Raw genomic sequence first — 24,806 nt, 5'->3', positions numbered from 1 at the left:
CACAGGATACCACCGCACCCCGTGCCGTCGCAGTTGACGAAGATCAAGCTTAGGAGTCCGATAGGGGCCTTCGTTTATTCGACCCAAGGAGAAGGTAGATGGCCAAACGTATCCAGTTCAGCGCCCATGGTGGCCCCGATGTGCTTGAGTATGTGGACTACACGCCAGCGGAACCCGGACCACAGCAGGTTCGGGTGCGTAACGAAGCCATTGGCCTGAACTTCATCGACACGTATTTTCGCAGCGGCCTCTACGCGCCTCCGGCCTTGCCATCGGGCCTGGGTGCAGAGGGTGCGGGCGTGGTCGATGCCGTGGGCAGTGAAGTCAGCCAATTCAAGGTCGGCGACCGCGTGGCCTATGGCAGCGGTCCGCTCGGCGCCTACAGCCAGTTGCATGTATTGCCTGCGGCCAACCTGGTGCATCTGCCGGACGAAATCAGCTTCGAACAGGCCGCCGGTGCCATGCTCAAGGGCCTGACCGTACAGTACCTGCTGCGCCAGACCTATGAGCTGAAGGGCGGCGAAACCATTCTGTTCCACGCCGCCGCAGGCGGTGTGGGCTCCCTGGCTTGCCAATGGGCCAAGGCGCTGGGCGTGAAGTTGATCGGCACGGTGAGCTCACCGGAGAAAGCCGCCCTGGCCAAATCCCTCGGTGCCTGGGAAACCATCGACTACAGCAAGGAAAATGTCGCACAGCGCGTGCTGGAATTGACTGACGGCAAAAAGGTGCCGGTGGTGTATGACGGCGTCGGCAAGGACACGTGGCTGACCTCGCTGGACAGCGTGGCACCGCGTGGCTTGGTGGTGAGTTTCGGGAATGCGTCGGGCGCGGTGGACGGGGTGAACCTGGGGATTCTGTCGGCGAAGGGTTCGCTGTATGTCACCCGGCCGACGCTGGCGACCTACGCGAGCAACCCGAAGGACTTGCAGGCGATGGCCGATGACCTGTTCTCGATGATCAAGAGCGGCAAGGTGCGCATTGATATCAACCAGCGTTTTGCGCTGGCGGATGCGGCGAAGGCGCAGACCGAGTTGTCCGGGCGGCGCACGACCGGTTCAACCATCCTGCTGCCTTAAGAAAGCCATCGGGGGCAAGCCCCCTCCCACCTTGACCGAGGTGTCACGACGAACACCAATCAAATGTGGGAGGGGGCTTGCCCCCGATAGGCGCGACTCGGTCTCAGGACGGTCGCACCACATCCCCCGTCGCCAGGTCACGGATCAGGCTCGGGTTCTTGCGCCCGCCCAGGGCGCCGCCCAACACAAGGTCCACCTGCCCACGGAAATACTGCTCCACCCGAATCCGCGTACGTGCGGCCGGGCGGCCCTGGGGGTTGGCCGACGTGGAAATCAACGGCCCGACCTGGGCGCACAAATCCCGTACCAGCGGATGGTCACTGACCCGCAGCGCCACGGTGTCATGCACCCCCGTGACCCATTCCGGCAGCAAGTCCTGATGGGGCACCAGCCAGGTATTCGGCCCAGGCCAGGTGCTGGCCATGCGCTCGATCCAGGTGTCGGGAAAGTCTTCGAACAGGAAGTCGAACTGACGGATATTATCGGCCACCAGGATCAGGCCCTTATCCACTGAGCGATTCTTGATCGCCAGCAAACGGTCCACCGCTGCTTCATTCCAAGGGTCGCAGCCCAGGCCCCAGACCGCTTCGGTCGGATAGGCAATCACCGCACCTGCGCGAATTTCTCGTGCAGCTTCCAGCACACGCCACCTGTTGACCATTGTTTACTCTCCGAACTAAAGCTCTGGGCAGTTTACCGATCTTCGTTGCAAAACCCAGCTACAACCGTTCGCCACGCGCAAGCCAGCGCCCACTTTCACAAATCACACGGCCTTCGAGTTCCAGCTCGGTAAGGCTCGCCAGCACCTGGGCCAGCGGCCGTCCACTGGCAAGCGCCAGGGCTTCGCTGGTGTGCGGGGCCGCGTGCAACAGCGCCACCAGCGGATGCACAACCGGCACCGGGGCCGGGCGTGACAACGCCTGCCAACCGCGCAAGCCTTCAAGAATGTGCTCGATGGTTTCCACCAGCACCGCGCCATCGCGGATCAACTGATGACAGCCCTTGGCCGCCGGATGATGGATGGAACCCGGAATGGCGTACACCTCGCGTCCTTGTTCCGCCGCCAGCCGTGCGGTAATCAGCGAACCGCTGGCGATGCTGGCTTCCACCACCAGAACCCCCAGGGACAAACCGCTGATAATCCGATTGCGCCGTGGAAAGTTACCGGCCTGGGGTGGCGCGTCCAGTGGAAACTCGGAAACCACGGCGCTGCCCTGGTCAATCATGGTCGCGGCCAGCTTCCTGTGGCGCTGTGGATAAAGTTTTTCCAGACCGGTGCCGAGTACACCGATGGTATGACCGCCCACGTCCAATGCCGCCTGATGGGCCGCGCCATCGATACCCAACGCAAGGCCGCTGGTGATGACAAAACCGGCGCTTGCCAGGCTGCGCGAAAAGGCGGCGGCGGTGTCCATGCCGGGGCGCGAAGCACGACGACTGCCGACCACGGCCAACTGCGGTTTTTCCAGCAGCGATGGGTCGCCGGCAACGAATAACAGCGGCGGAGCGTCCTCTGTCTGGCTGAGCAGCGCAGGGTAATCGGGCTGGTCCCACATCAGTAAATGCTGGCCCGGGCGGGCCAGCCAGGCCAATGCCGCACTGGCTCCATCGCGAATATCCGCACTGCGCCGGGCATCGGCACTGACGGCCGGCAACCCGAGTGCACGCCAGGCACTGGCAGGTGCACTGATGGCTTTCGACGCAGAGCCGAACGCCTCGATCAATCGATGAAAACGCCTGGGACCCAGTTCCGGCAGCCTGTGCAAGCGTAGCCGGGCCTCCAGTTCTGCCGGAGAAATTTCATTGCTGTTTATTGGAAACATCTGATCATCCTTGATCGGCACAAGCTGTGGATAACTCTGTTGGTAACTTATTTAGCAGGCTATTTATTGTGTTTGATCGTCAGTCTCGAAACGATCCATGACCGCCAACGGGCGGGACGCGCTGAGAACCAGCGCATAGCTGAGTTTTTCATAGGTGCGAAACACCAGCAGGGTGCCGGCGCGCACATCCGGGAGTCGCGTCGGGGCACCTGTAAGCGCATCGCGCAACGAGGCGCCGGCCCTGATCACCGTGAGCAACTGGCCTTCCATCACGCCATCCCGGCGCCCCTTGTTCAAGGTCACCGCATCCAGCACGCCGATCTGTGTGACGCTCCTGGGGATGTCGATGATGTGCCCTTCAACAAAGGGTGCGGATGCAGGCGTTTGCAGATCGGCCAGGTCCACGCCAGGTTCGGCCCGGAGCAAACGGTCGCCCGGGCGCACTTCCTGAGTGACCCTTTGCACGGCGAGGGTGGTGAGATCATCGGTCAGCAAAAAACGCGCGGTGCCGATGTGATCGGCATTGATCCCCAGCAGTTCGCGGGTGTCGGGGTCGGTATAGACCTTGCCTCGGCGGAAGATCCCGTAGTTGGGCTGGGTCGGGTCCAGACTGCCCCTGGCGTAGACGCGCTCGTCGTTGGCACCCAGCACGCGTCCTCCCTCGGCGGCGACGATATAGGGTGCGTTATCCAGGTCCTCGGGCGAATCGAGCAGGCGGTTGTGCAGCAGGAAGCCCTGTATGGCCTTTTGCGTGACAGGGTCCAGGCGCTGGCCGGGCTGTGGAATCAGCGCCATGGCCAGCGGGGCCCACAGCAGCAAGACGAGTAGCGATTTCCTCATGGGGTCAATCTCCTTTATTATGTGCGTTCGCGTGAAACGCCACAGCCTTCGCGGCTTTCGAACGTTTCACACCGGCTGCCTGGGTCCATCCCACCGCCGATTTGCCTCTACCTCACATGTGCAGCAATTACGCTTATGGCTATTTTGAACATCCTCGAATTTCCCGACTCGCGCCTGCGCACGATCGCCAAGCCGGTGGCCGTAGTGGACGACAAGGTTCGTCAGTTGGTCGATGACATGTTTGAAACAATGTATGAAGCCCCGGGCATCGGCCTCGCCGCGACCCAGGTCAACGTGCATCTGCGCGTCGTGGTCATGGACCTGTCCGAAGATCGCAGCGAACCCCGGGTGTACATCAACCCCGAGTTCGAACCGCTGACCGACGAGATGGGCGAATACCAGGAGGGTTGCCTGTCGGTGCCGGAGTTCTACGAGAACGTCGAACGCCCATTGCGCGTGAAGATCAAGGCCCTGGACCGCGACGGCAAGCCGTTCGAGCTGATTGCCGAAGGCCTGTTGGCGGTGTGCATCCAGCACGAGTGCGACCACCTCAACGGCAAGCTGTTTGTCGATTACCTGTCCACGCTCAAACGTGACCGGATCAAGAAGAAGCTGGAAAAAAAGCATCGCCAGCAAGCTTGATGCCCTCCTTCCAAAGGCTTGCTGCGGCAAGCCTTTTTCTTTTGTGACTGCTTTTAACGAGAACTCCGATGACCGAGCCACTGCGCATTGTTTTTGCCGGTACACCCGAATTTGCCGCCGAACACCTCAAGGCGCTGCTTGCCAGCCCCTATGAAATCGTCGCGGTGTACACCCAGCCGGATCGCCCGGCAGGGCGCGGGCAAAAACTGATGCCCAGCCCGGTCAAGCAGCTGGCGCTTGAGCACACCATCGCCGTGCTGCAACCACCGACCCTGCGCAATGCCGACGCCCAGGCCGAACTGGCCGCGCTCAAGCCGGACCTGCTGGTCGTGGTCGCTTATGGGTTGATCCTGCCCCAGGCCGTACTCGATATCCCACGCCTGGGCTGCATCAACAGCCACGCTTCGTTGCTGCCACGCTGGCGCGGAGCGGCGCCGATCCAGCGCGCGGTGCAAGCAGGCGACAGCGAAAGCGGCGTGACGGTCATGCGCATGGAAGCAGGGCTGGACACCGGCCCGATGCTGCTCAAAGTCACCACGCCGATCACTGCCCAAGACACCGGCGGCAGCCTGCACGATCGCCTGGCTGAAATGGGCCCGCCGGCCGTCATCCAGGCCATCGCCGGTCTTGCTGCCGGCACCCTGGAAGGCGAAGTGCAGGACGACAGCCTCGCCACCTACGCCCACAAATTGAACAAGGACGAAGCCCGCATCGACTGGAGCCGACCGGCCGTGGAGCTTGAGCGCCTGGTGCGTGCGTTCAACCCATGGCCTGTCTGCCACAGCACGCTCAACGGCGAAGCCTTGAAAGTGCTGGCTGCGACACTGGCCGAGGGCACAGGCGCTCCGGGTGAAATCATCGGCGCCAGCAAAGACGGCCTGTTGGTGGCGTGCGGCGAACAAGCGCTGTGCCTGACCCGTCTGCAATTGCCCGGTGGCAAGGCGCTTAATTTCAGCGATTTGTTCAACAGCCGTCGTGAGAAGTTTGCCCTGGGCACCGTTCTCGGCGTAGTCGCCCAATGAACCCGCGTCTGGCCGCCGCCAAGGCCCTCGCCGCCGTGCTCAACGGCAAAGCATCGCTGAACAGTTCGCTGCCCACGCAGATGGATAAGGTTGAAGACCGTGATCGCGGTTTCACCCAGGACCTGGCCTTTGGCACGGCGCGTTGGCAGCCAAGGCTGTCGGCGTTGGCGGCCAAGTTGCTGCAAAAACCGTTCAAGGCAGCCGACGCCGATGTTGAAGCGCTGCTGCTGGTCGGTCTCTATCAACTGCTCTATACCCGCGTACCGGCCCACGCCGCCATCGGTGAAACGGTGGGCTGCGCCGACAAACTGAAAAAGCCCTGGGCCAAGGCCTTGCTCAATGCCGTGCTGCGCCGCGCCCAGCGCGAAAGCGAAGGGCTGCTGGCCGAGCTGGAACATGACCCGGTGGTGCGCACCGCGCATCCGCGCTGGCTGCAAAAATCCCTGAAGGCATTCTGGCCGCAGCAATGGGAAGCCATTTGCGCGGCGAACAATGCCCATCCGCCGATGATCCTGCGGGTCAACCGTCGCCATCACAGCCGCGACGCTTACCTGCAGTTGCTCAGCGAGGCGGGCATCGACGCCGCGCCGTGCGTGTACAGCATCGACGGTATCGTGCTCCAGGCTGCCACAGACGTGCGCAGCCTGCCGGGCTTTGCCGAGGGCTGGATCAGCGTGCAGGACGAAGCCGCACAACTGGCCGCCGACCTGCTCGACCTGGCACCCGGTCAACGCGTATTGGACGCCTGCTGCGCGCCGGGCGGTAAGACCTGTCACATCCTGGAAGTCGAAAAGGATCTGGGCGGTGTGGTAGCGGTCGACCTGGAAGCCAAACGCCTGGTGCGCGTAAGGGAAAACCTCGCACGCCTGGGTTTGAGCGCCGAGCTGATCGCCGCCGACGGCCGCGACACCGCCACCTGGTGGGACGGCAAACCGTTCCAGCGCATCCTGCTGGATGCGCCCTGTTCGGCCACCGGCGTGATCCGCCGCCACCCGGATATCAAGCTGACCCGCCAACCCGACGACATCGCCGCCCTGGCCGTGCTGCAGGGCGAACTGCTCGACGCACTGTGGCCCACTCTGGAAGTCGGCGGCATTCTGCTTTACGCCACCTGTTCCACCTTGCCCACCGAGAATACCGAGGTCATTCAAGCCTTCCTCGCCCGCACCAGCGGCGCACGGGAACTGGACCTCGCGACCACGGCCGGCATCAAGCAACCGCACGGTCGCCAATTGCTCGCGCAGGAAGGCGGGCATGATGGCTTCTACTACGCCAAACTGATCAAGATCGCCGCCGCGCGCGGCTGAATGGTTTTAAGGGAGTGACCGGATGAAAATCATCATCCTCGGGGCAGGGCAGGTGGGCGGCACGCTGGCTGAGCATTTGGCCAGCGAAGCCAACGACATCACCGTGGTCGACACCGACGCCGAGCGCCTGCGCAATCTGGGCGACCGCCTGGACATCCGCACGGTGCAGGGCCGTGCGTCGTTCCCCACCGTGCTGCGTCAAGCCGGCGCCGACGATGCCGACATGCTCGTCGCGGTCACCAACAGCGACGAGACCAACATGGTCGCCTGCCAGGTCGCCCACACGCTGTTCCACACCCCGACCAAGATCGCCCGTGTGCGCGAAGCCGCCTACCTGACCCGCGCCGGCCTGTTCGACAACGATGCCATTCCGGTGGATGTGCTGATCAGTCCGGAACAGGTGGTCACGCACTACATCAAGCGCCTGATCGAAATTCCGGGTGCCTTGCAGGTGATCGACTTCGCCGGGGGCAAGGCGCAACTGGTCGCGGTAAAGGCCTACTACGGCGGGCCGCTGGTGGGTCAGCAATTGCGTCAATTGCGCGAACACATGCCGAATGTGGAAACCCGCGTCGCCGCGATTTTTCGGCGTGACCGGCCGATCCTGCCCCAGGGCGACACGGTGATCGAAGCCGATGACGAGGTGTTTTTCATCGCGGCCAAAGCGAATATTCGTGCGGTGATGAGCGAGATGCGCCGGCTCGACGAGACCTATAAACGCATCGTCATCGCCGGCGGCGGGCAGATCGGTGAGCGCTTGGCGGAGGCCATCGAAAGCCGCTACCAGGTGAAGATCATCGAGATGAGCCCCACGCGCTGCCGGCATTTGTCCGACACGCTCGACAGCACCGTGGTGTTGCAGGGCAGTGCCTCGGACCGCGACCTGCTGATGGAAGAAAACATCGCCGACGCCGATATCTTCCTGGCGCTGACCAACGACGACGAGGCCAACATCATGTCCTCGCTGCTGGCCAAGCGGCTGGGGGCGAAGAAAGTGATGACCATCATCAACAACCCGGCTTATGTCGACCTGATCCAGGGCGGCGATATCGACATCGCTATCAGCCCGCAATTGGCAACCATCGGCACCTTGCTCGCTCACGTGCGCCGTGGCGACATCGTCAGTGTGCACTCACTGCGCCGTGGCGCGGCGGAGGCTATCGAGGCGATTGCCCATGGCGACTCCAAATCGAGCAAGGTCATCGGCAGGGCCATCCGCGATATCGGCTTGCCGCCGGGCACCACCATTGGCGCAATCATTCGCGATGAAGAAGTGATCATTGCCCACGACGATACGGTGATCGCCACCGGTGACCATGTGATCCTGTTCCTGGTGGACAAGAAACATATCCGCGATGTGGAGAAGCTGTTCCACGTGGGCTTGAGCTTTTTCTGATCTGACGGAGTGGACGACATGCTCGAATCCCTGGAGAAAATGCTCGCCAAGGGTGTGGATAATTCGCTGCTGCGGTTTGGCTTGGGCAAGGGTTATCTGGATCTGAAGGACAACGCCAAGGCGGCGGAGCATTTGCAGCGCTGCGTCGAGTTCGATCCGAAATATTCGGCGGCGTGGAAGTTGCTGGGCAAGGCGCAGCAAGGGCTGGGGGATAGCGTGGCCGCTCGCCAGGCGTGGGAGAAGGGCATCGAAGCGGCCCAGGCCCATGGCGACAAACAGGCCGAAAAAGAAATGACGGTATTCCTGAAGAAACTCGACCGCCTGGCCTGAGCGGAATCCAAATGTGGGAGGGGGCTTGCCCCCGAGAGCAGTGTGTCAGCCAATACATGGTTGACTGAACCACCGCTATCGGGGGCAAGCCCCCTCCCACATTGGGTTCTGTGGCGATCTTGAGTCAGGTGTGAATCAGTACCACCGCGCCTCACCCGGCGGGCGTTTCTTGAAGCGTTTCATGCTCCACATGTACTGGCTCGGGTAGGCGCCGACATACCGCTCCACCACCTTGCTCATCGCCGCGCAGGACGTGGCGGTGTCGGTGCTGTACATGTCTTCCGGAGCCGCTTCCAGGATCACCTTGTAGCCCGAGCCGTCCGGCAGGCGCAGTGCATGCAGGAACACGCCCACCGCCTTGTGGCCGGCGAGCATGTTCGGCACGAACTTGCTGGTCAGCGCCTGGGTGGCGAAGAACGGTACGAAGATGCCGGCGGATTCAGCCGGCTCGGGGTCGGCAGGGATACCCACCTGGCCGCCTTTGCGCACTTCCTTGATCACGCTCAGGATGCCTTCCTTGGTGGAAGCGGCCACGCGGTTGCCCAGTTGCACGCGTTGCTTGCGCAACAAGTCGTCAACAGCCTTGAGCTTGGGCGGGCGATAGAAAATGATCGGTTTGCACTGGCTGCAATAAAAATGATTCAGCACTTCCCAGTTGCCCAGGTGACTGGTGATGCCCACCACGCCTTTACCCGAGGCCAGCGCATCGTGCAGCACGTGCAGGCCTTCGACTTCGCGCACCAGGTCGATGGAACGCTGGGCCGGCCAGATCCAGGCGCAGGCGCTTTCGGTCAGGGACTTGCCGATGTCCATCAGGCTGCGGCCCACCAGGCGCTCGCGTTCGGCCGGGTCCATGTCCGGGAAACACTTGGACAGGTTGATCCGCACTGTCTCGCGGGAGCGATTGGGGGTTTTCCACATGATCCAGCCGATGCCCGTACCGACGGCCTGTACGGCGCGCCAGGGCAGCAGGGCAAACAACCGAAGGGCGCCTACCAGCAAGGCACCTTTAAACTTTTCCACAGGTCACTCCTGATCGTGTGTAGTACGCAAAGCGCGCATTCTAACCGGCGTTGACCAGGTCCGCGTAACGGTCGCAGTCCTGGGTGTGGTCCATGACCATGCCCGAGGCCTGCATGAACGCGTAGCAGATGGTCGGCCCGACAAAGGTGAAGCCGGCTTTCTTCAAGGCTTTGCTCATAGCTTGGGCTTCGGGTGTAATCGCCGGGACGTCGCTGCGGTCTTTGAAATGATTGACCTTAGGCTTGCCGCCGACAAACGACCAGAGCAACCCCACCGGGTCTTCCAGCGCCAGCCAGGCCGCGGCGTTGCGGCGTGTGGCGTTGAGCTTCAGGCGATTGCGCACGATGCCCGGGTCCTGCATCAGCGCTTCGATTTCAGCGTCGGTCAGCCTGGCCAGACGCTGCGCATCAAAGCCGAACAGCACCTTCCGATAATGCTCGCGTTTGCGTAAAACGGTGATCCAGGACAAGCCCGCCTGGAACCCTTCGAGCAAAAGCAACTCGAACAGTCCCTGCGCATCGCGCAGCGGCGTTCCCCACTCTTGATCGTGATAAGCCATGTACAGCGGATCTTCAGAACACCAAAAGCAGCGTGGCATAAGGCTCCAGGGAGTGGTGGCGGGGCCGAATCGGGTATACTCCCGCTCTTTAAATCGCAGCCCAAGTAACAGGTGAATTTCGTGAGCCAGCCTACGCCAGCCGTGCGTACCTTCCAAGACTTGATCCTCGCCCTCCAGCAATACTGGGCCGAGCAAGGTTGTGTGGTACTTCAGCCCTACGATATGGAAGTAGGCGCCGGCACTTTCCACACCGCTACCTTCCTGCGGGCCATCGGCCCGGAGACCTGGAACGCCGCTTATGTGCAGCCCAGTCGTCGCCCGACTGACGGCCGCTACGGCGAAAACCCGAACCGTCTGCAGCATTACTACCAGTTCCAGGTGGTGTTGAAGCCCAACCCGGACAACTTCCAGGAACTGTACCTGGGCTCGCTGAAACATGTCGGCCTGGACCCGCTGGTCCACGACATCCGTTTCGTCGAAGACAACTGGGAATCGCCGACCCTGGGCGCCTGGGGCCTGGGCTGGGAAGTCTGGCTCAATGGCATGGAAGTGACCCAATTCACTTACTTCCAGCAGGCGGGCGGCATCGAGTGCTACCCGGTGACCGGCGAAATCACCTACGGTCTCGAGCGCCTGGCCATGTACCTGCAAGGCGTGGATTCGGTCTACGACCTGGTGTGGGCTGACGGCCCGTTCGGCAAAGTCACCTACGGCGACGTGTTCCACCAGAACGAAGTGGAGCAGTCCACCTACAACTTCGAACACGCCAACGTCGACAAGCTGTTCGAACTGTTCGACTTCTATGAAAGCGAAGCCAAGCGCCTGATCGAACTCGACCAGCCGCTGCCGTTGCCGAGCTATGAAATGGTGTTGAAGGCTTCCCATACCTTCAACCTGCTGGACGCGCGCCGTGCCATCTCGGTGACCGCGCGCCAGCAATACATCCTGCGTGTACGTACCCTGGCGCGTTCCGTCGCCCAAGCCTATCTGCTGGCACGTGCCAAGCTGGGCTTCCCGATGGCAACCCCGGATTTGCGTGATGAAGTGTTGGCTAAGCTGGAGGCTGCACAATGAGTGCTCAAGATTTCCTGGTTGAACTGGGCACCGAAGAGCTGCCACCCAAGGCACTCAACACCCTGGCCGATGCATTCCTGGCCGGTATCGAAAAAGGCCTGCACACTGCCGGCCTGAAATTCGCTGCAAAAAAAGTCTACGCCGCGCCACGTCGCCTGGCGGTGTTGCTGACCGCGCTGGAAACCCAGCAGCCGGACCGCAACATCAACCTCGACGGCCCGCCGCGCCAGGCCGCATTCGACGCCGAAGGCAATCCGACTCAGGCGGCACTGGGCTTCGCCAAGAAGTGCGGCGTCGAGCTGAGCGAGATTGACCAGAGCGGCCCGAAACTGCGCTTCAGCCAGGTCATCACCGGCAAGCCGACGGCCAGCCTGTTGCCGACCATCGTGGAAGACTCCCTGAACGACCTGCCGATCCCCAAGCGCATGCGCTGGGGTGCGCGCAAGGAAGAATTCGTACGCCCAACCCAATGGCTGGTGATGCTGCTCGGTGACCAGGTCATCGATTGCACCATTCTCGCCCAGAAGGCAGGCCGTGATTCCCGTGGTCACCGCTTCCACCATCCCGAGAGCGTGCGCATCACCGCGCCGGCCAACTACGTCAATGACCTGCGCGCCGCCTACGTGCTGGCCGATGCCAATGAGCGTCGCGAGCTGATCAGCAAGCGCACCGAAGAACTGGCCCGCCTGCAGGAAGGCACCGCCATCGTGCCGCCAGGCCTGCTCGACGAAGTGACCGCCCTGGTTGAATGGCCGGTGCCGCTGGTGTGCTCGTTCGAAGAACGCTTCCTCGATGTACCGCAGGAAGCGCTGATCACCACCATGCAGGACAACCAGAAATACTTCTGCCTGCTGGACGCGGACGGCAAGTTGCTGCCGCGCTTCATCACCGTGGCCAACATCGAAAGCACGGACCCGCAACAGATCATCGCCGGTAACGAGAAAGTCGTGCGCCCGCGCCTGACCGACGCCGAGTTCTTCTTCAAGCAGGACAAGAAGCAGAAGCTCGAAGACTTCAACCTGCGCCTGCAAAACGTGGTCTTCCAGGAAAAACTCGGCAGCGTCTACGACAAGGCCGTGCGCGTTTCCAAGCTGGCGGCCTACATCGCGCCACGCATTGGTGGCGACGCCGCCTGGGCCGCACGCGCTGGCCTGCTGTCCAAGTGCGACCTGGCCACCGAGATGGTCGGCGAGTTCCCTGAGATGCAGGGCGTGGCCGGTTACTACTACGCCGTCAACGACGGCGAACCGGACGATGTGGCGCTGGCGCTGAATGAGCAGTACATGCCACGGGGTGCCGGTGCCGAGCTGCCGAGCACCCTGACCGGTGCGGCCGTGGCCATCGCCGACAAGCTGGACACGCTGGTGGGCATCTTCGGTATCGGCATGCTGCCCACCGGCAGCAAGGACCCGTATGCGCTGCGCCGTGCAGCCCTGGGCGTGCTGCGTATCCTGATCGACAAGCAGCTGGACCTCGACCTGACCCAGGCCGTGGTGTTTGCCGTCGGCCAGTTCGGTGCCAAGGTCAAGCAAGCGGGCCTGGCCGAGCAAGTGCTGGAGTTCGTGTTCGACCGCCTGCGTGCGCGTTACGAAGACGAAGGCGTGGACGTTTCCGTCTACCTGTCGGTGCGTACCCTGCAGCCGGGTTCGGCGCTGGACTTCGATCAACGCGTACAGGCCGTACAGGCGTTCCGCAAGTTGCCGGAAGCCGATGCCCTGGCCGCTGTGAACAAACGCGTATCGAACCTGCTGAGCAAGGCCGACAACCTGGGCACTGCCGACGTGGACCCAAGCCTGTTTGCCGATGCCAAGGAGTTCTCGCTGAACTCGGCCATCGTCAAGGCCGAGAACGCCGTCAAGCCGCTGATCGCCGAGCGTAACTACGCTGAAGCGCTGGCGCGCCTGGCGTCGCTGCGTGAGCCGGTGGATGCGTTCTTCGAAGCGGTGATGATCAATGCCGACGATGCGGGCGTGCGGAAAAACCGCTACGCCATGCTCGCGCGTCTGCGTGGCCTGTTCATCAATATCGCCGACATTTCCGTACTGGGCTGATCATGTTGAAACTGCTGATTCTCGATCGGGACGGGGTGATCAATTACGACTCCGACGCTTACATCAAGTCGGTGGAGGAATGGATTCCACTGCCCGGTTCGATCGAGGCCATCGCGCAGTTGAGCAAAGCCGGCTGGACAGTGGCCATCGCCACTAACCAGTCCGGCATCGCCCGCGGTTATTACGACATCTCCACCCTGGACGCCATGCACGCGCGCTTGCGCAAGCTGGTGGCCGAGCAGGGCGGTGAGGTGGGGCTGGTGGTTTACTGCCCCCACGGGCCGGATGAGGGCTGCGCTTGCCGCAAACCCAAGCCTGGCATGCTGAAAACTATTGCAGAACATTACAAGGTGCCCTTGGCTGGGATATGGTTCGTCGGGGACAGTCTCGGTGACCTGGAGGCGGCCAAAGCCGTCGACTCTCAGCCAGTTTTGGTAAAGACCGGGAAAGGCGAAAAGACCCAGGCGAAAAACCTGCCGGTAGGCACTTTGATTTTTGACGATCTGGCGGCGGTTGCCGCAGAACTTATCAACAACTAGCCGCCCTCGACTTCCTGACCAGGGATTGTTCGGGAGTGCGCTTTTAACAGGCGGGCCGTGTCCCGCAACGGTAAATGCCGCCATGTCGATCTTGCAGGCCATCAGAACCTTTTTCTTTTACCTGCTGCTGGGCACCAGTTCGTTTCTCTGGTGCACCCTGAGCTTTTTTATTGCACCTTTCCTGCCGTTCAAGGCGCGCTATCGCTTTATCAATGTGTATTGGTGCCGCTGTGCGCTGTGGCTGTCCAAGGTGTTCCTGGGCATCCGCTTCGAGATCAAGGGCGCGGAAAACGTCCCGGAGCAGCCCTGCGTGATTCTGTCGAACCATCAGAGCACCTGGGAAACATTCTTCCTCTCGGCGTACTTTTCACCCCTGAGCCAGGTGCTCAAGCGTGAACTGCTGTATGTACCGTTCTTTGGCTGGGCCATGGCGATGCTGCGTCCGATTGCGATCGACCGTGATAATCCCAAGGCGGCGCTCAAGCATGTCGCCAAGAAGGGCGACGAGTTGCTCAAGGATGGCGTTTGGGTGCTGATCTTTCCCGAAGGTACGCGTGTGCCTTATGGCACCGTAGGCAAATTCTCGCGAGGCGGCACTGCATTGGCGGTCAACGCCCACCTGCCGGTGTTGCCGATTGCCCATAACGCCGGCAAGTTCTGGCCCAAGACCGGCTGGGCCAAACGCGCAGGCACCATTACCGTGGTGATCGGCGAACCCATGTACGCAGAAGGCGAAGGCCCACGCGCGATTGCCGCGTTGAATGACCGCGCTGCGGCATGGAATGAAGCGCAGCAACGGGCCATGGGCTCATTGCCGCCGGAGCCGGTGGTGATCGATACACCAGTGATCTAATGAACTGTGGATAACCTGTGTATGATTTTCCGTCGAGTGGCGCTTTTATGGTCACAAGAAGCTGATTTCATTGCATATTTCCCAAACTCATAAAATCACGTAAAAAGTGCATAAGTTTTTCTGTCACAGCGTTGCCTGTTACAGGCACCTTTCTCGGAATGGCGCTACATCTTTTAAAAAAATGCCCCGCATCAGTGATGTGGGGCATTTTTTTAGACGTCTGGCGTCGGCGCGTACTGACTATCGTCTACCTCGCCAGTGCCACCCGGCTGGCATCAACCATAGCGCTCGTCAGCAGCAGATAGCTGTCTTCATCAAGTTGCCCCTTGCCCATTTTTTCCGCAAGGCCAGCTGATGCAGACGAGAACTGATCCTGGTAGCGAAGTCCTAACGCCGCTACGTATCCGCGGGCTTCATCTACATTTTTTATCGTGGTTTTCGATGCCGGTTGAGGATCACTGTTGATTGAAGGGCCACTAGTTGGAAAGTTAAATTGCGGGTTTATTTCTTTCATGGAAAAGCTCCAGGTTGTCAGACCTCATAAGTGGAGAAATCTGCACTTCAGTTCCCGAAGGGATCTTCCAATAACGGCAGTTGCAAGGTAAAGGTGGTGCCTTTTCCTACAACGCTCTCGCAACCAATGTGGCCCTTGTGACGCTCTACGACCGCTTTGACCATGCTCAGTCCCAGTCCCAAACCCTCGCTGCCCTGCGCAGACTCAAAACGCCGATACTGGCTGAACAGTTCGGGCAGGTCCGCCGCAGCAATTCCCGGCCCTTGGTCACTGATACGACATTCCAACCAGCCCTCTACAGTGCTGTGCCTCAATCTGACGGTGGTACCCGAGGATGAATACTTGATGGCATTTTCCAGCACATTGAATAACGCTCGGGTGAGCAGCGATTGATCGGCGTTCACCATGCCTTCATCCGCTTCATCCAGATCGTGAACCAGGTGGATACCCTTGAGCTGGGCGATAACCGCGACTTGATCGAAAGCGTCCATCACCAGCATGGCAAACAGGGTAGGTTGGAAGTGGTAACCATCAGCCTCCGCTTTCGCCAGTTGCACAAAGGACTCGGTGAGGCTCAACGCACGGCGGACCTGTTGTTCGATCTGGCCGAACACGGGCGATTCACTCTCATGCAGATCCAACAGGGCGAGGATTGCCGAATGCGGCGCACGCAGGTCATGGGAGAGGAAGCGCAGCATGGTTTCGCGATGCTGTTGGGCTTCGCGTTCCTTGCTTAAATCCGTGAGGCTCAGCAGCCAACCAAGGGCGATGTCACCTTCAGCCGGCAGCAGGGGCGCAAGCTCCATACGCAAGCTGCGCTGGTGGATATCGCGAAACTCGACCAGCTCCAGTTCGGACAGGGCAGGGCGCACGCCATTATGCAGCGGCGGGTAACCGAGGTCGGCGAGCTGTTCGAGGAGGTTTTCGCGCACCAGGTCATTGGCAAATACCTCACGAGCAACGCGATTGGCCAACAGAATGCTGCCTCGGGGGTCGGTAATCAGCGTCGCGACCGGCAGGCATTCCAGTCCATCCGCCATAAAGCGTCGTGTATCGCGCGTGCGACTGACCGCCTGCTCGAGGGCAAAGATCCGTCCTTGCAGCACATCGCCCTTGCTGGCAGGCGCACGACGCCGCTCTGGCAAGACTTTGGGTTCGTTATCCAGGCGGGCGAGTTCCCAGCCGAAGTAGGCGAGAATCACACTCAGACGTCGCCAGTTCCAGATCAGGTAGCTGAGCAGCAAACCAATCAGGCAGGCCGCAGGGGACCACCAGTGCCCCAGGCTCAGCAGCACCCACGAACCGAGTATCGAGGTGGCCATGCCGCCCAGGGTCATCCATAGTGCGTAACGCGGGCGATACAGCAGCAGGCCCAGCAATAGTGCAACCAGGAAAGTCGCCATCAGCGCCGCCAACCAACCAGGAAAATCGACAATACTGCGCCCTTGCAGCAAGCCATTGAGCACATTGGCCTGGATCTCCACACCCGCTGTCGAGCGAGTCGAGGAAAGCGGCGTAACGAAATTTTCGCCCATCCCGTAAGCTGTGGCGCCAACCAGAATCAGTCGACCGCGCAGCCATTCTGGAGATACCTCGCCACGCAGTACGCTGACATAGGAAACGCTTGGGAAGCGGTCATCCGCAGAGGTGAAAGGAACGCGAACTTGATACTCCTGATGCCACTGTTGATTACCGGGCTCTTGAGGCATGCCGGGCATCCCTGATATTTGCCCATTCAACGTGAATGCCAGCCAGGCCAGCTGTGGGAGCGCGTTTTCCGGCGGGCCCTCACGCAAATACAGACTGCGCACGACACCATCGTTATCCGATTCGACATTAATATGCCCGATGCCTTTCGCGCACCTGAGCAAGGGCGACAATGGCTTCCCCGTCTGCCCGGACCGGGCGCTGCTATCTATCACGATGGGCAGCAATACATTTCCCGCCTTGCACACGGCGTTGGCCAATCGTTGATCACCCACACCTTCGCCAGACTCACTGAAAAGCACATTGAACAGGATGCCCGCCGGCTGCGCGGCACTGAGGCGCTCGATCAGGTCCGCATGCACATTGCGCGGCCAAGGCCATGGGCCAAGTTCTTCCAGGCTTGGCGCGTCAATGGTCACCAACACAATGCGCGGGTCTACCGGCAACGGAGTTAACCGGCGCAGGCTGTCATAGAGCGGGTTATTGAGGGCCAGGCCCGGGCTCAAGGACAAGTATCCAGTGAGGGGCAGCAATACCAGGCCGATCAACAACCACTCCCGCACCAGCCCGTGAAACAGCAGTTGCGCTCGCGTGGGTTGGCGTTTTTCGGCCTTGCCCCAAAGTTTCACAGGGCCACCGCCGCAGGCACGCCAGGGCATCGACGATCATCAGGTGAAAAAGTCATAAGCCCCGGTCTCCCTCCAGGTGGTTACGCTCAAGCGCAGCAGGGGTGCTGAAACCGGTGAAGCTAATTTCTGTGGTATTGGAGTATCAAGTAATCACCATACCGTACATCGATCCTTTTCCTCATAGCCGGGAGCCGGTATCTTTCTCTCTGGGCGCCGAAGACTTTCGTCGATGGGTTACCGTGCTTTGATATCAGCGTATCCGCAGATTGGAAATTCGTTGTATCCGACCATAATTATTCAGATTCAGAGGCGGGTATTCGCACAAGTAGCCTCTGAGTGAGCTGCCGTATCTTTGCAGGAAGGACCCATTCATGCGCGTCGCAATACTGGACGATGAACCCGCCGAATTGAGACGGGTGGAACAGACACTGCGACAGATTCCCGGCACATCGGAACAGCCCTGGTCCCTGCATTGCTTTGAGCGCGGTGAAGACCTGCTGCGCCAACTGCGCCGTGAAACCTTCGACCTGCTGATACTCGACTGGCAACTTCCGGATATCAGTGGAATCGCGTTACTGCGCTGGACTCGCGAGCACATGGAATCACCACCGGCCGTGATCATGCTGACCAGCCGCGATGCTGAGAGCGATATTGTCACGGCACTCAACAGCGGAGCAGACGATTACGTCAGCAAACCTTTCCGACCTAACGAACTCAAGGCCCGCGTGGCCGCTGTCCTGCGTCGACATGGGCTGCAAAAGTCCGCGGGTAATGAAATCCAATGTTTCAACGACCTGACATTCGATGATGCCGAGCTGACCGTCACCCGTGCCGGTAAACCGATCAACCTCACTGAACGGGAATACCGCTTGGCCAGTTGCCTGTTTGCCAACCTGGCGCGGCCGCTTTCTCGCGAGTATTTGTATGAGCGATTCTGGACCCATGAAGAAATGGTTTCGTCCCGACCTTTGGATACGCATATCTACCGTTTGCGTAACAAGCTGGGATTGACGGCCGATAGAGGCTGGCAGCTGCTGACTATTTATGGGTACGGATACCGACTAGAGAGCGTGGCAACGTCGGCTGAAAGCTGAAAAAACATGATGTTCCACGTGGAGCATTTTTTTCGTGCAGGACAAACGCCCACAAAAAAGGCCAACGCTAAGCGTTGGCCTTTTTGTTTTTCCCAGCTACCTGATCAGAAATCCAGGTTCGAAACCGCCAGGGCATTGCTTTCGATGAAGTCACGGCGAGGTTCGACCGCATCACCCATCAGAGTGTTGAAGATCTGGTCTGCGCCAATGGCATCCTCGATGGTCACGCGCAGCATGCGACGCTGAGCCGGGTCCATGGTGGTTTCCCATAGCTGATCCGGGTTCATTTCGCCCAAACCTTTGTACCGCTGGATGGTGTGACGCTTGGTACTTTCAGCCATCAACCAGTCCAGGGCTTCCTTGAACTCTTTGACCTGCTTCTTGCGTTCGCCACGCTGAATGTAAGCGCCGTCATCCAGCAGGGTGCTCAGTTGCGCGCCGAGCGTAACGACCGTCTTGTAGTCGTTGCTGCCAAAGAAGTCGCGGTTGAACGTAACGTAATTCGACAGGCCGTGGGAGATCAGTTCAACCTCCGGCAGCCATACGTTACGTTCACGGTCTTCGCGCAGGCTGGCCTTGTAGACCAAGCCAGATTTTTCCGAAGTACGCAGGCGAACTTCATACTGTGCAAGCCAGTTCTGCATGTGCGCATGATCGCCCAGCTGTTCGAGGCTGACAGATGGCAGATAGATGAAGTGCTCGGTCAGCTCCTGAGGGTACAGGCGCGACAAGCGCTTGAGCGTCTTCATCACCATGCGGAAGTCATTAACCAAGCGCTCCAGCGCCTCCCCGGAAATACCTGGGGCTTCGTCGTTCAAGTGCAGGCTGGCATCTTCCAGGGCCGACTGCGTCATGTACTCTTCCATGGCGTCGTCGTCTTTGATGTATTGCTCTTGCTTGCCCTTCTTCACTTTGTACAACGGCGGCTGGGCAATGTAGATGTAGCCGCGTTCGATCAGCTCAGGCAACTGCCGGAAAAAGAAGGTCAGCAGCAGGGTGCGGATGTGCGAACCGTCGACGTCAGCATCGGTCATGATGATGATGTTGTGGTAGCGCAGCTTGTCGATGTTGTACTCGTCACGGCCGATGCCGCAGCCGAGTGCCGTAATCAAGGTGCCGACTTCCTGGGAGGAAATCATCTTGTCGAAGCGCGCTTTCTCGACGTTGAGGATCTTGCCCTTCAACGGCAGGATGGCCTGGGTGCGACGGTTACGACCCTGCTTGGCGGAACCGCCAGCAGAGTCACCTTCCACCAGGTACAGTTCGGAGAGGGCAGGGTCCTTCTCCTGACAGTCAGCCAACTTGCCCGGCAGACCGGCGATGTCCAGCGCGCCTTTGCGACGGGTCATTTCACGGGCTTTACGCGCCGCTTCACGAGCACGTGCGGCGTCGATCATCTTGCCGACAACCAGCTTGGCTTCGTTCGGGTTCTCCAGCAGGAAGTCGGAGAAGTACTTGCCCATCTCCTGTTCCACAGCGGTCTTCACTTCGGAAGACACCAGCTTGTCTTTGGTTTGAGAGCTGAACTTCGGATCCGGCACTTTTACCGAGATGATCGCCGTCAGGCCTTCACGGGCATCATCACCGGTGGTGGCGACTTTGTGCTTCTTCGCCAAGCCTTCCGCTTCGATGTAGGTATTGAGGTTACGCGTGAGCGCGGAACGGAAACCCACCAGGTGAGTACCGCCATCGCGCTGCGGAATGTTGTTGGTGAAGCACAACAGGTTCTCGTTGAAGCTGTCGTTCCACTGCAGGGCGATTTCAACGCCGATGCCGTCTTCACGCTGGATGTTGAAGTGGAACACCTGGTTGACCGCAGTCTTGTTGGTGTTCAGGTATTCAACGAACGCACGCAGGCCGCCTTCGTACTTGAACAACTCTTCCTTGGCGCTGCGCTCATCCTTGAGGATGATGCCGACACCGGAGTTGAGGAACGACAGTTCACGAATCCGCTTGGCCAGGATGTCCCAGCTGAAGTGGATGTTCTTGAAGGTTTCAGCCGAAGGCTTGAAGTGGATCTGGGTGCCTGTGGTTTCACTGTCACCGACGATTTTCATCGGTTCCTGTGGCACACCGTGGACGTAAGTCTGTTCCCAGATCTTGCCGCTGCGGCGTACGGTGAGCACCAACTCTTCGGACAGCGCGTTCACTACCGACACACCTACACCGTGCAAGCCACCGGATACTTTGTAGGAGTTGTCGTCGAACTTACCGCCGGCGTGGAGCACGGTCATGATGACCTCTGCCGCCGAGACGCCTTCTTCTTTATGCACATCTACCGGAATACCGCGGCCGTTGTCGCGCACGGTAATGGATTCGTCCGGGTGGATGATAATGCTGATGTCGTCGCAGTGACCGGCCAGAGCTTCGTCGATGGAGTTATCGACCACCTCGAACACCATGTGGTGCAGACCGCTACCATCATCGGTGTCGCCAATGTACATACCGGGACGTTTGCGTACGGCATCCAAACCTTTCAGCACTTTAATGCTGGTCGAGTCGTACGTGTTTTCTTCGCTCATGCCTTCACTCCCGATGGTCGTGGGTCTGGGTGATACGGCCTTGTTCCACGTGGAACAAAGCGACTGGCGTTTCCGTCTGCCAGCCTTCCCTCAATAATTCGTGGTCTACACAGGTGATAAACACTTGGCAGCGTAAGTCTTCCAATAAGCGGCATAACGCGCGGCGGTGTTGCTCGTCGAGTTCGGACGGCAAGTCATCCACCAGATAAATACACTGACCGCGTCGGGCCTGGCTTACCAGGTGCCCCTGCGCGATACGCAATGCACACACCACCAACTTCTGCTGGCCGCGGGACAAGATATCCGCAGCATTGTGAGCGCCTAATCTAAGGCGCAAATCAGCGCGTTGGGGTCCGGCCTGGGTGTGGCCAATCTGCTGGTCACGCTGCAGGGAGGTCGCAAGTACTGCACTCAGCTCGCGTTCCTTGTCCCAGCCGCGGTAATAACTCAGCGTCAGCCCCTCGAGCTCTAACAGCTCGCTCAAGGTCTGCTCAAAGACTGGTTTCAAGGCTTTGATATAGGCACGGCGGTATTCATCTATTTCGTCGCTGGCCAGGCACAGTTCCCGGTCCCAGGCCGCTTGTGAAGCGGCATCAAGTGTACCATGCCGCAGCCACGAGTTCCGCTGCCGCAAGGCCTTCTGCAGGCGCTGCCACGTGGCCAGGAAGCGTGGTTCCACGTGGAACACTCCCCAATCGAGGAATTGTCTGCGAATTTTTGGTGCGCCTTCCAACAAGCGGAAACTGTCGGGGTTGATCAATTGCAACGGCAGGATTTCCGCCAGCTGCGCTGCACTGCGTGCATTTTGCCCATCGATGCGAATCTGAAACTCGCCGCTGCGATCACGAGATATCCCCAAGGCACTGTGCCCACCTTCGGCCAATTCAACCTGGCCAAATACCGTGCATGCCAGTTGCTCGTATTGAATCACAGGTAACAGGCGGGCACTGCGGAAGGAACGGGCGAGCCCCAGCAAGTGGATGGCTTCCAGCACGCTGGTTTTGCCGCTGCCGTTGGCGCCGTGAAGAATGTTAATGCGAGGGGAGGGGGAGAAGGTCACCGGGTGCAGATTGCGCACCGCGGTGACCGAGACGCGACTGAGGGACATCTAGCTTCTGCTGAGCATGATTACAGACGCATCGGCATAACAACATACGCCGAGTCGTCGTTATCGGATTCTTGTACCAGCGCACTGCTGTTGGAGTCTGACAGAATCAGGCGAACCTGTTCAGTGGTCATCACACCCAGCACGTCCAACAGGTAGCTCACGTTAAAGCCGATTTCCAGGTTGCCGCCGTTGTAATCGACGCCCACTTCTTCTTCAGCTTCTTCCTGTTCCGGGTTGTTCGCTTGGATCTTCAGCTGACCATTGGCCAGTTGCAGGCGTATACCCCGGTACTTCTCGTTAGAGAGAATGGCGGTACGGCTGAACGCTTCACGCAGGGCCTGGCGGTCGCCGAGTACCAGCTTGTCACCGCCCTTGGGCAACACCCGCTCGTAATCGGGGAACTTGCCGTCTACCAGCTTGGACGTAAAGGTGAATTCGCCGGTCGTGGCGCGGATGTGGTGCTGACCCAGTACGATGCTGACGTTGCCGTCCGGCTCAGTGAGCAAACGCGCCAACTCGAGGATACCTTTACGCGGCACGATGACCTGGTGACGATCCGGCTGGCCGATATCGGCGCGCATCGAACACATTGCCAGGCGGTGACCATCAGTGGCGACCGCGCGAATGATCCCTTCGGACACTTCCAGCAGCATGCCATTAAGGTAGTAGCGCACGTCCTGCTGGGCCATGGCGAAGCTGGTGCGCTCGATCAAGCGACGCAGCTTGCTCTGCTCCAGGCTGCAGGTCAGCGAACCCGGGCCTTCTTCCACCGTCGGGAAATCGTTGGCCGGCAAGGTGGAGAGGGTGAAACGGCTGCGCCCGGCCTTGACCACCAGTTTCGATTCATCAACCTTGATGTCGATCAGCGCATCGTTCGGCAGGCTCTTGCAGATATCCATCAGCTTGCGTGCCGGCACGGTGATCTCGCCAGGTTCGGCGGGCTCTTCGAGCTGCACGCGGCCAACCAGTTCGACTTCCAGATCGGTACCGGTCAGGGACAACTGCTGGCCTTCGACCACCAGTAATACGTTGGAAAGCACCGGCAAGGTCTGTCGGCGCTCGACGACGCCTGCGACCAGTTGCAGGGGTTTCAACAGGGCTTCGCGTTGAATGGTGAAATGCATGGTCTAGTCCCTTGCCTTAATAAGCTGCGCTGGTTGCATCAGGTAGTCAGTGTACGCAGCAGGTTCTTGTAGTCCTCGCGAATATCCGCGTCGGATTCCTTAAGTTCGTTGATCTTGCGGCACGCGTGCAAAACCGTAGTGTGGTCGCGACCGCCGAACACATCACCGATTTCCGGCAGGCTGTGGTTGGTCAGCTCCTTGGAAAGGGCCATGGCCACCTGACGCGGGCGTGCTACCGAGCGCGAACGACGCTTGGACAGCAAGTCGGAAATCTTGATCTTGTAGTACTCGGCAACGGTGCGCTGGATGTTATCCACACTCACCAGTTTGTCCTGAAGCGCCAGCAAGTCCTTCAGGGATTCGCGAATCAGCTCGATGGTGATGTCGCGCCCCATGAAGTGCGAGTGCGCAATGACCCGCTTGAGCGCACCCTCGAGTTCACGCACGTTGGAACGAATACGCTGGGCGATAAAGAAAGCGGCGTCGTGGGGCAGATCGACCTTGGCCTGGTCGGCCTTTTTCATCAGGATCGCGACGCGGGTTTCCAGCTCGGGCGGCTCAACGGCAACAGTCAGCCCCCAACCGAAGCGCGACTTGAGGCGCTCCTCGAGGCCTTCGATTTCTTTTGGATAACGGTCACTGGTGAGGATGACTTGCTGTCCGCCTTCGAGCAGGGCGTTGAACGTATGGAAAAATTCTTCCTGGGAACGTTCCTTGCGCGCGAAGAATTGAATGTCATCGATCAGCAACGCATCAACGGAGCGATAGAAACGCTTGAACTCGTTGATGGCGTTGAGTTGCAGGGCCTTGACCATGTCCGCCACGAAGCGCTCCGAGTGCAGGTAGACCACCTTGGCATTCGGGTTCTTCTTCAACAGGTGGTTACCCACCGCGTGCATCAAGTGGGTTTTACCCAGGCCGACGCCGCCATAAAGGAAGAGCGGGTTGTAACCGTGCTTGGGGTTGTCGGCCACTTGCCAGGCAGCCGCACGGGCCAACTGGTTGGACTTGCCTTCGACAAAATTCTCGAAGGTAAAGGTGCGGTTCAGGTAGCTGGTGTGCTTGAGCGCGCCTTCAACCTGAACTGTGCGCTGTTCGGCACGAACGGGCGCTTGTTGAGAGCTGGCGCCAGCCATGGGATCGAAGCTGTCACGGGACGGCTCTTCGTTCTCCGGAGCATTCTTATGCGCAGACGATTTGGCGGGTGCCGGCACAGTCGCAGCAACCGGTGCAGTCTGGGACTGCGATGCAGCCAATGGCGCATTCGGGGCAGCGCGAGGGGCGGAGCTGCGTTTGCTACCTATTAATAAGGAAAGCACGGGCGCGATGCCGTTGCCGTGTTCGTCGAGCAATTCGAGAACGCGGCTCAGGTACTTTTCGTTGACCCAGTCGAGAACAAAACGATTGGGCGCGTAGACACGCAACTCGTCGCCTTCGGCTTCGACCTGTAGCGGGCGGATCCAGGTGTTGAATTGCTGGGCAGGCAGCTCATCGCGCAAAAGCTCCACGCACTGCTGCCAAAGTTCCACTGACACGGATATCCCCTAAGTTGAAAGCCGGTGAGGCAAAAACA

22 protein-coding genes are annotated in these 24,806 nt (G+C 59.9%); 11 read left to right on the top strand and 11 right to left on the bottom strand.

What is annotated here, in order from left to right; all coding sequences use genetic code 11:
• Nucleotides 1-98 precede the first annotated feature (98 nt).
• Nucleotides 99-1,076 (top strand): NADPH:quinone reductase, encoded by a 978-nt coding sequence (locus BOP93_RS00110; RefSeq protein WP_104501137.1) that lies wholly within the window; start codon nt 99-101, stop codon nt 1,074-1,076.
• A 103-nt stretch (nt 1,077-1,179) separates the two neighbouring features.
• On the opposite strand, the gene BOP93_RS00105 is transcribed toward BOP93_RS00110, so the two are convergent.
• The 3 genes from BOP93_RS00105 to BOP93_RS00095 all read right to left on the bottom strand — a co-directional run bounded on the left by BOP93_RS00105 (nt 1,180) and on the right by BOP93_RS00095 (nt 3,739).
• Nucleotides 1,180-1,737 carry an L-threonylcarbamoyladenylate synthase gene (locus tag BOP93_RS00105; RefSeq protein WP_065886727.1) on the bottom strand — a complete coding sequence of 186 codons (558 nt, stop codon included), beginning with the start codon at nt 1,735-1,737 and terminating at the stop codon, nt 1,180-1,182.
• Nucleotides 1,738-1,795: 58 nt separating this feature from the next.
• The gene (gene dprA, locus BOP93_RS00100) at nt 1,796-2,899 is read right to left on the bottom strand and encodes a DNA-processing protein DprA (protein ID WP_104501136.1); all 1,104 of its coding nucleotides are present in this window, start codon (nt 2,897-2,899) and stop codon (nt 1,796-1,798) included.
• A gap of 63 nt (nt 2,900-2,962) precedes the next feature.
• Nucleotides 2,963-3,739: a peptidoglycan-binding protein gene (locus tag BOP93_RS00095; protein ID WP_104501135.1), complete on the bottom strand. Its 777-nt coding sequence runs from the start codon at nt 3,737-3,739 to the stop codon at nt 2,963-2,965.
• 135 nt (nt 3,740-3,874) lie between these two features.
• Here BOP93_RS00095 and def point away from each other — a divergent pair, with 135 nt between their 5' ends.
• From def to BOP93_RS00070, 5 genes are all read left to right on the top strand, one after another.
• Entirely contained in the window at nt 3,875-4,381 is a 507-nt protein-coding gene (gene def, locus BOP93_RS00090) for a peptide deformylase (RefSeq protein WP_005783383.1), read from the top strand.
• Between the two features lie 68 nt (nt 4,382-4,449).
• Nucleotides 4,450-5,403, top strand: a complete 954-nt coding sequence (fmt, locus tag BOP93_RS00085) for a methionyl-tRNA formyltransferase (RefSeq protein WP_104501134.1) — start codon at nt 4,450-4,452, stop codon at nt 5,401-5,403.
• Nucleotides 5,400-6,710 carry a 16S rRNA (cytosine(967)-C(5))-methyltransferase RsmB gene (gene rsmB, locus BOP93_RS00080; protein ID WP_104501133.1) on the top strand — a complete coding sequence of 437 codons (1,311 nt, stop codon included), beginning with the start codon at nt 5,400-5,402 and terminating at the stop codon, nt 6,708-6,710. Before fmt ends, rsmB begins: the two co-directional genes overlap by 4 nt.
• Before the next feature lie 22 nt (nt 6,711-6,732).
• Nucleotides 6,733-8,106, top strand: a complete 1,374-nt coding sequence (gene trkA / locus BOP93_RS00075) for a Trk system potassium transporter TrkA (protein ID WP_065886722.1) — start codon at nt 6,733-6,735, stop codon at nt 8,104-8,106.
• A gap of 18 nt (nt 8,107-8,124) precedes the next feature.
• Nucleotides 8,125-8,436, top strand: coding sequence for a tetratricopeptide repeat protein (locus BOP93_RS00070; protein ID WP_065897832.1), 312 nt, complete (start codon nt 8,125-8,127; stop codon nt 8,434-8,436).
• A 135-nt stretch (nt 8,437-8,571) separates the two neighbouring features.
• On the opposite strand, the gene BOP93_RS00065 is transcribed toward BOP93_RS00070, so the two are convergent.
• A complete protein-coding gene (locus tag BOP93_RS00065; RefSeq protein WP_065895239.1) occupies nt 8,572-9,459 on the bottom strand; it encodes a lysophospholipid acyltransferase in 888 nt (295 codons plus the stop codon).
• A gap of 40 nt (nt 9,460-9,499) precedes the next feature.
• The gene (locus BOP93_RS00060) at nt 9,500-10,057 is read right to left on the bottom strand and encodes a DNA-3-methyladenine glycosylase I (RefSeq protein ID WP_065895238.1); all 558 of its coding nucleotides are present in this window, start codon (nt 10,055-10,057) and stop codon (nt 9,500-9,502) included.
• An 81-nt stretch (nt 10,058-10,138) separates the two neighbouring features.
• On the opposite strand from BOP93_RS00060, the gene glyQ reads away from it, so the two are divergent.
• From glyQ to BOP93_RS00040, 4 genes are all read left to right on the top strand, one after another.
• The gene (gene glyQ / locus BOP93_RS00055) at nt 10,139-11,092 is read left to right on the top strand and encodes a glycine--tRNA ligase subunit alpha (RefSeq protein WP_003187265.1); all 954 of its coding nucleotides are present in this window, start codon (nt 10,139-10,141) and stop codon (nt 11,090-11,092) included.
• Nucleotides 11,089-13,143 carry a glycine--tRNA ligase subunit beta gene (gene glyS / locus BOP93_RS00050; protein WP_104501132.1) on the top strand — a complete coding sequence of 685 codons (2,055 nt, stop codon included), beginning with the start codon at nt 11,089-11,091 and terminating at the stop codon, nt 13,141-13,143. The genes glyQ and glyS overlap by 4 nt, the downstream gene beginning before the upstream one ends.
• The gene (gene gmhB, locus BOP93_RS00045; protein ID WP_333964755.1) at nt 13,140-13,682 is read left to right on the top strand and encodes a D-glycero-beta-D-manno-heptose 1,7-bisphosphate 7-phosphatase; all 543 of its coding nucleotides are present in this window, start codon (nt 13,140-13,142) and stop codon (nt 13,680-13,682) included. The genes glyS and gmhB overlap by 4 nt, the downstream gene beginning before the upstream one ends.
• An 82-nt stretch (nt 13,683-13,764) precedes the next feature.
• Entirely contained in the window at nt 13,765-14,535 is a 771-nt protein-coding gene (locus tag BOP93_RS00040) for a lysophospholipid acyltransferase family protein (protein ID WP_104501131.1), read from the top strand.
• A 247-nt stretch (nt 14,536-14,782) separates the two neighbouring features.
• Here BOP93_RS00040 and BOP93_RS00035 read toward each other — a convergent pair whose 3' ends face one another.
• Both BOP93_RS00035 and BOP93_RS00030 read right to left on the bottom strand, forming a co-directional pair.
• Nucleotides 14,783-15,049 (bottom strand): hypothetical protein, encoded by a 267-nt coding sequence (locus BOP93_RS00035; RefSeq protein WP_104501130.1) that lies wholly within the window; start codon nt 15,047-15,049, stop codon nt 14,783-14,785.
• Between the two features lie 47 nt (nt 15,050-15,096).
• Nucleotides 15,097-17,385 (bottom strand): CHASE2 domain-containing protein, encoded by a 2,289-nt coding sequence (locus BOP93_RS00030; RefSeq protein ID WP_104505225.1) that lies wholly within the window; start codon nt 17,383-17,385, stop codon nt 15,097-15,099.
• 371 nt (nt 17,386-17,756) lie between these two features.
• Here BOP93_RS00030 and BOP93_RS00025 point away from each other — a divergent pair, with 371 nt between their 5' ends.
• Nucleotides 17,757-18,479: a response regulator transcription factor gene (locus tag BOP93_RS00025; protein ID WP_104501129.1), complete on the top strand. Its 723-nt coding sequence runs from the start codon at nt 17,757-17,759 to the stop codon at nt 18,477-18,479.
• A 104-nt stretch (nt 18,480-18,583) separates the two neighbouring features.
• Here the strand turns inward: BOP93_RS00025 and gyrB are convergent, their stop codons facing one another.
• Genes gyrB through dnaA form a run of 4 tightly spaced genes read right to left on the bottom strand, consistent with a single transcriptional unit; the run spans nt 18,584 to nt 24,768 of the window.
• Entirely contained in the window at nt 18,584-21,001 is a 2,418-nt protein-coding gene (gyrB, locus tag BOP93_RS00020; RefSeq protein ID WP_104501128.1) for a DNA topoisomerase (ATP-hydrolyzing) subunit B, read from the bottom strand.
• A 4-nt stretch (nt 21,002-21,005) separates the two neighbouring features.
• A complete protein-coding gene (recF, locus tag BOP93_RS00015; protein WP_104501127.1) occupies nt 21,006-22,109 on the bottom strand; it encodes a DNA replication/repair protein RecF in 1,104 nt (367 codons plus the stop codon).
• Between the two features lie 20 nt (nt 22,110-22,129).
• Complete coding sequence (gene dnaN / locus BOP93_RS00010) at nt 22,130-23,233, bottom strand: DNA polymerase III subunit beta (protein ID WP_065886702.1); 1,104 nt, start codon at nt 23,231-23,233, stop codon at nt 22,130-22,132.
• Nucleotides 23,234-23,271: 38 nt separating this feature from the next.
• Complete coding sequence (gene dnaA, locus BOP93_RS00005; RefSeq protein ID WP_104501126.1) at nt 23,272-24,768, bottom strand: chromosomal replication initiator protein DnaA; 1,497 nt, start codon at nt 24,766-24,768, stop codon at nt 23,272-23,274.
• Nucleotides 24,769-24,806: the final 38 nt, after the last annotated feature.

The organism is Pseudomonas orientalis (assembly GCF_002934065.1).
Classification (GTDB): domain Bacteria; phylum Pseudomonadota; class Gammaproteobacteria; order Pseudomonadales; family Pseudomonadaceae; genus Aquipseudomonas; species Aquipseudomonas orientalis_A.
Note: the sequence above shows the minus strand (reverse complement) of the source record. Positions and strands in the feature narration are given on the sequence as shown.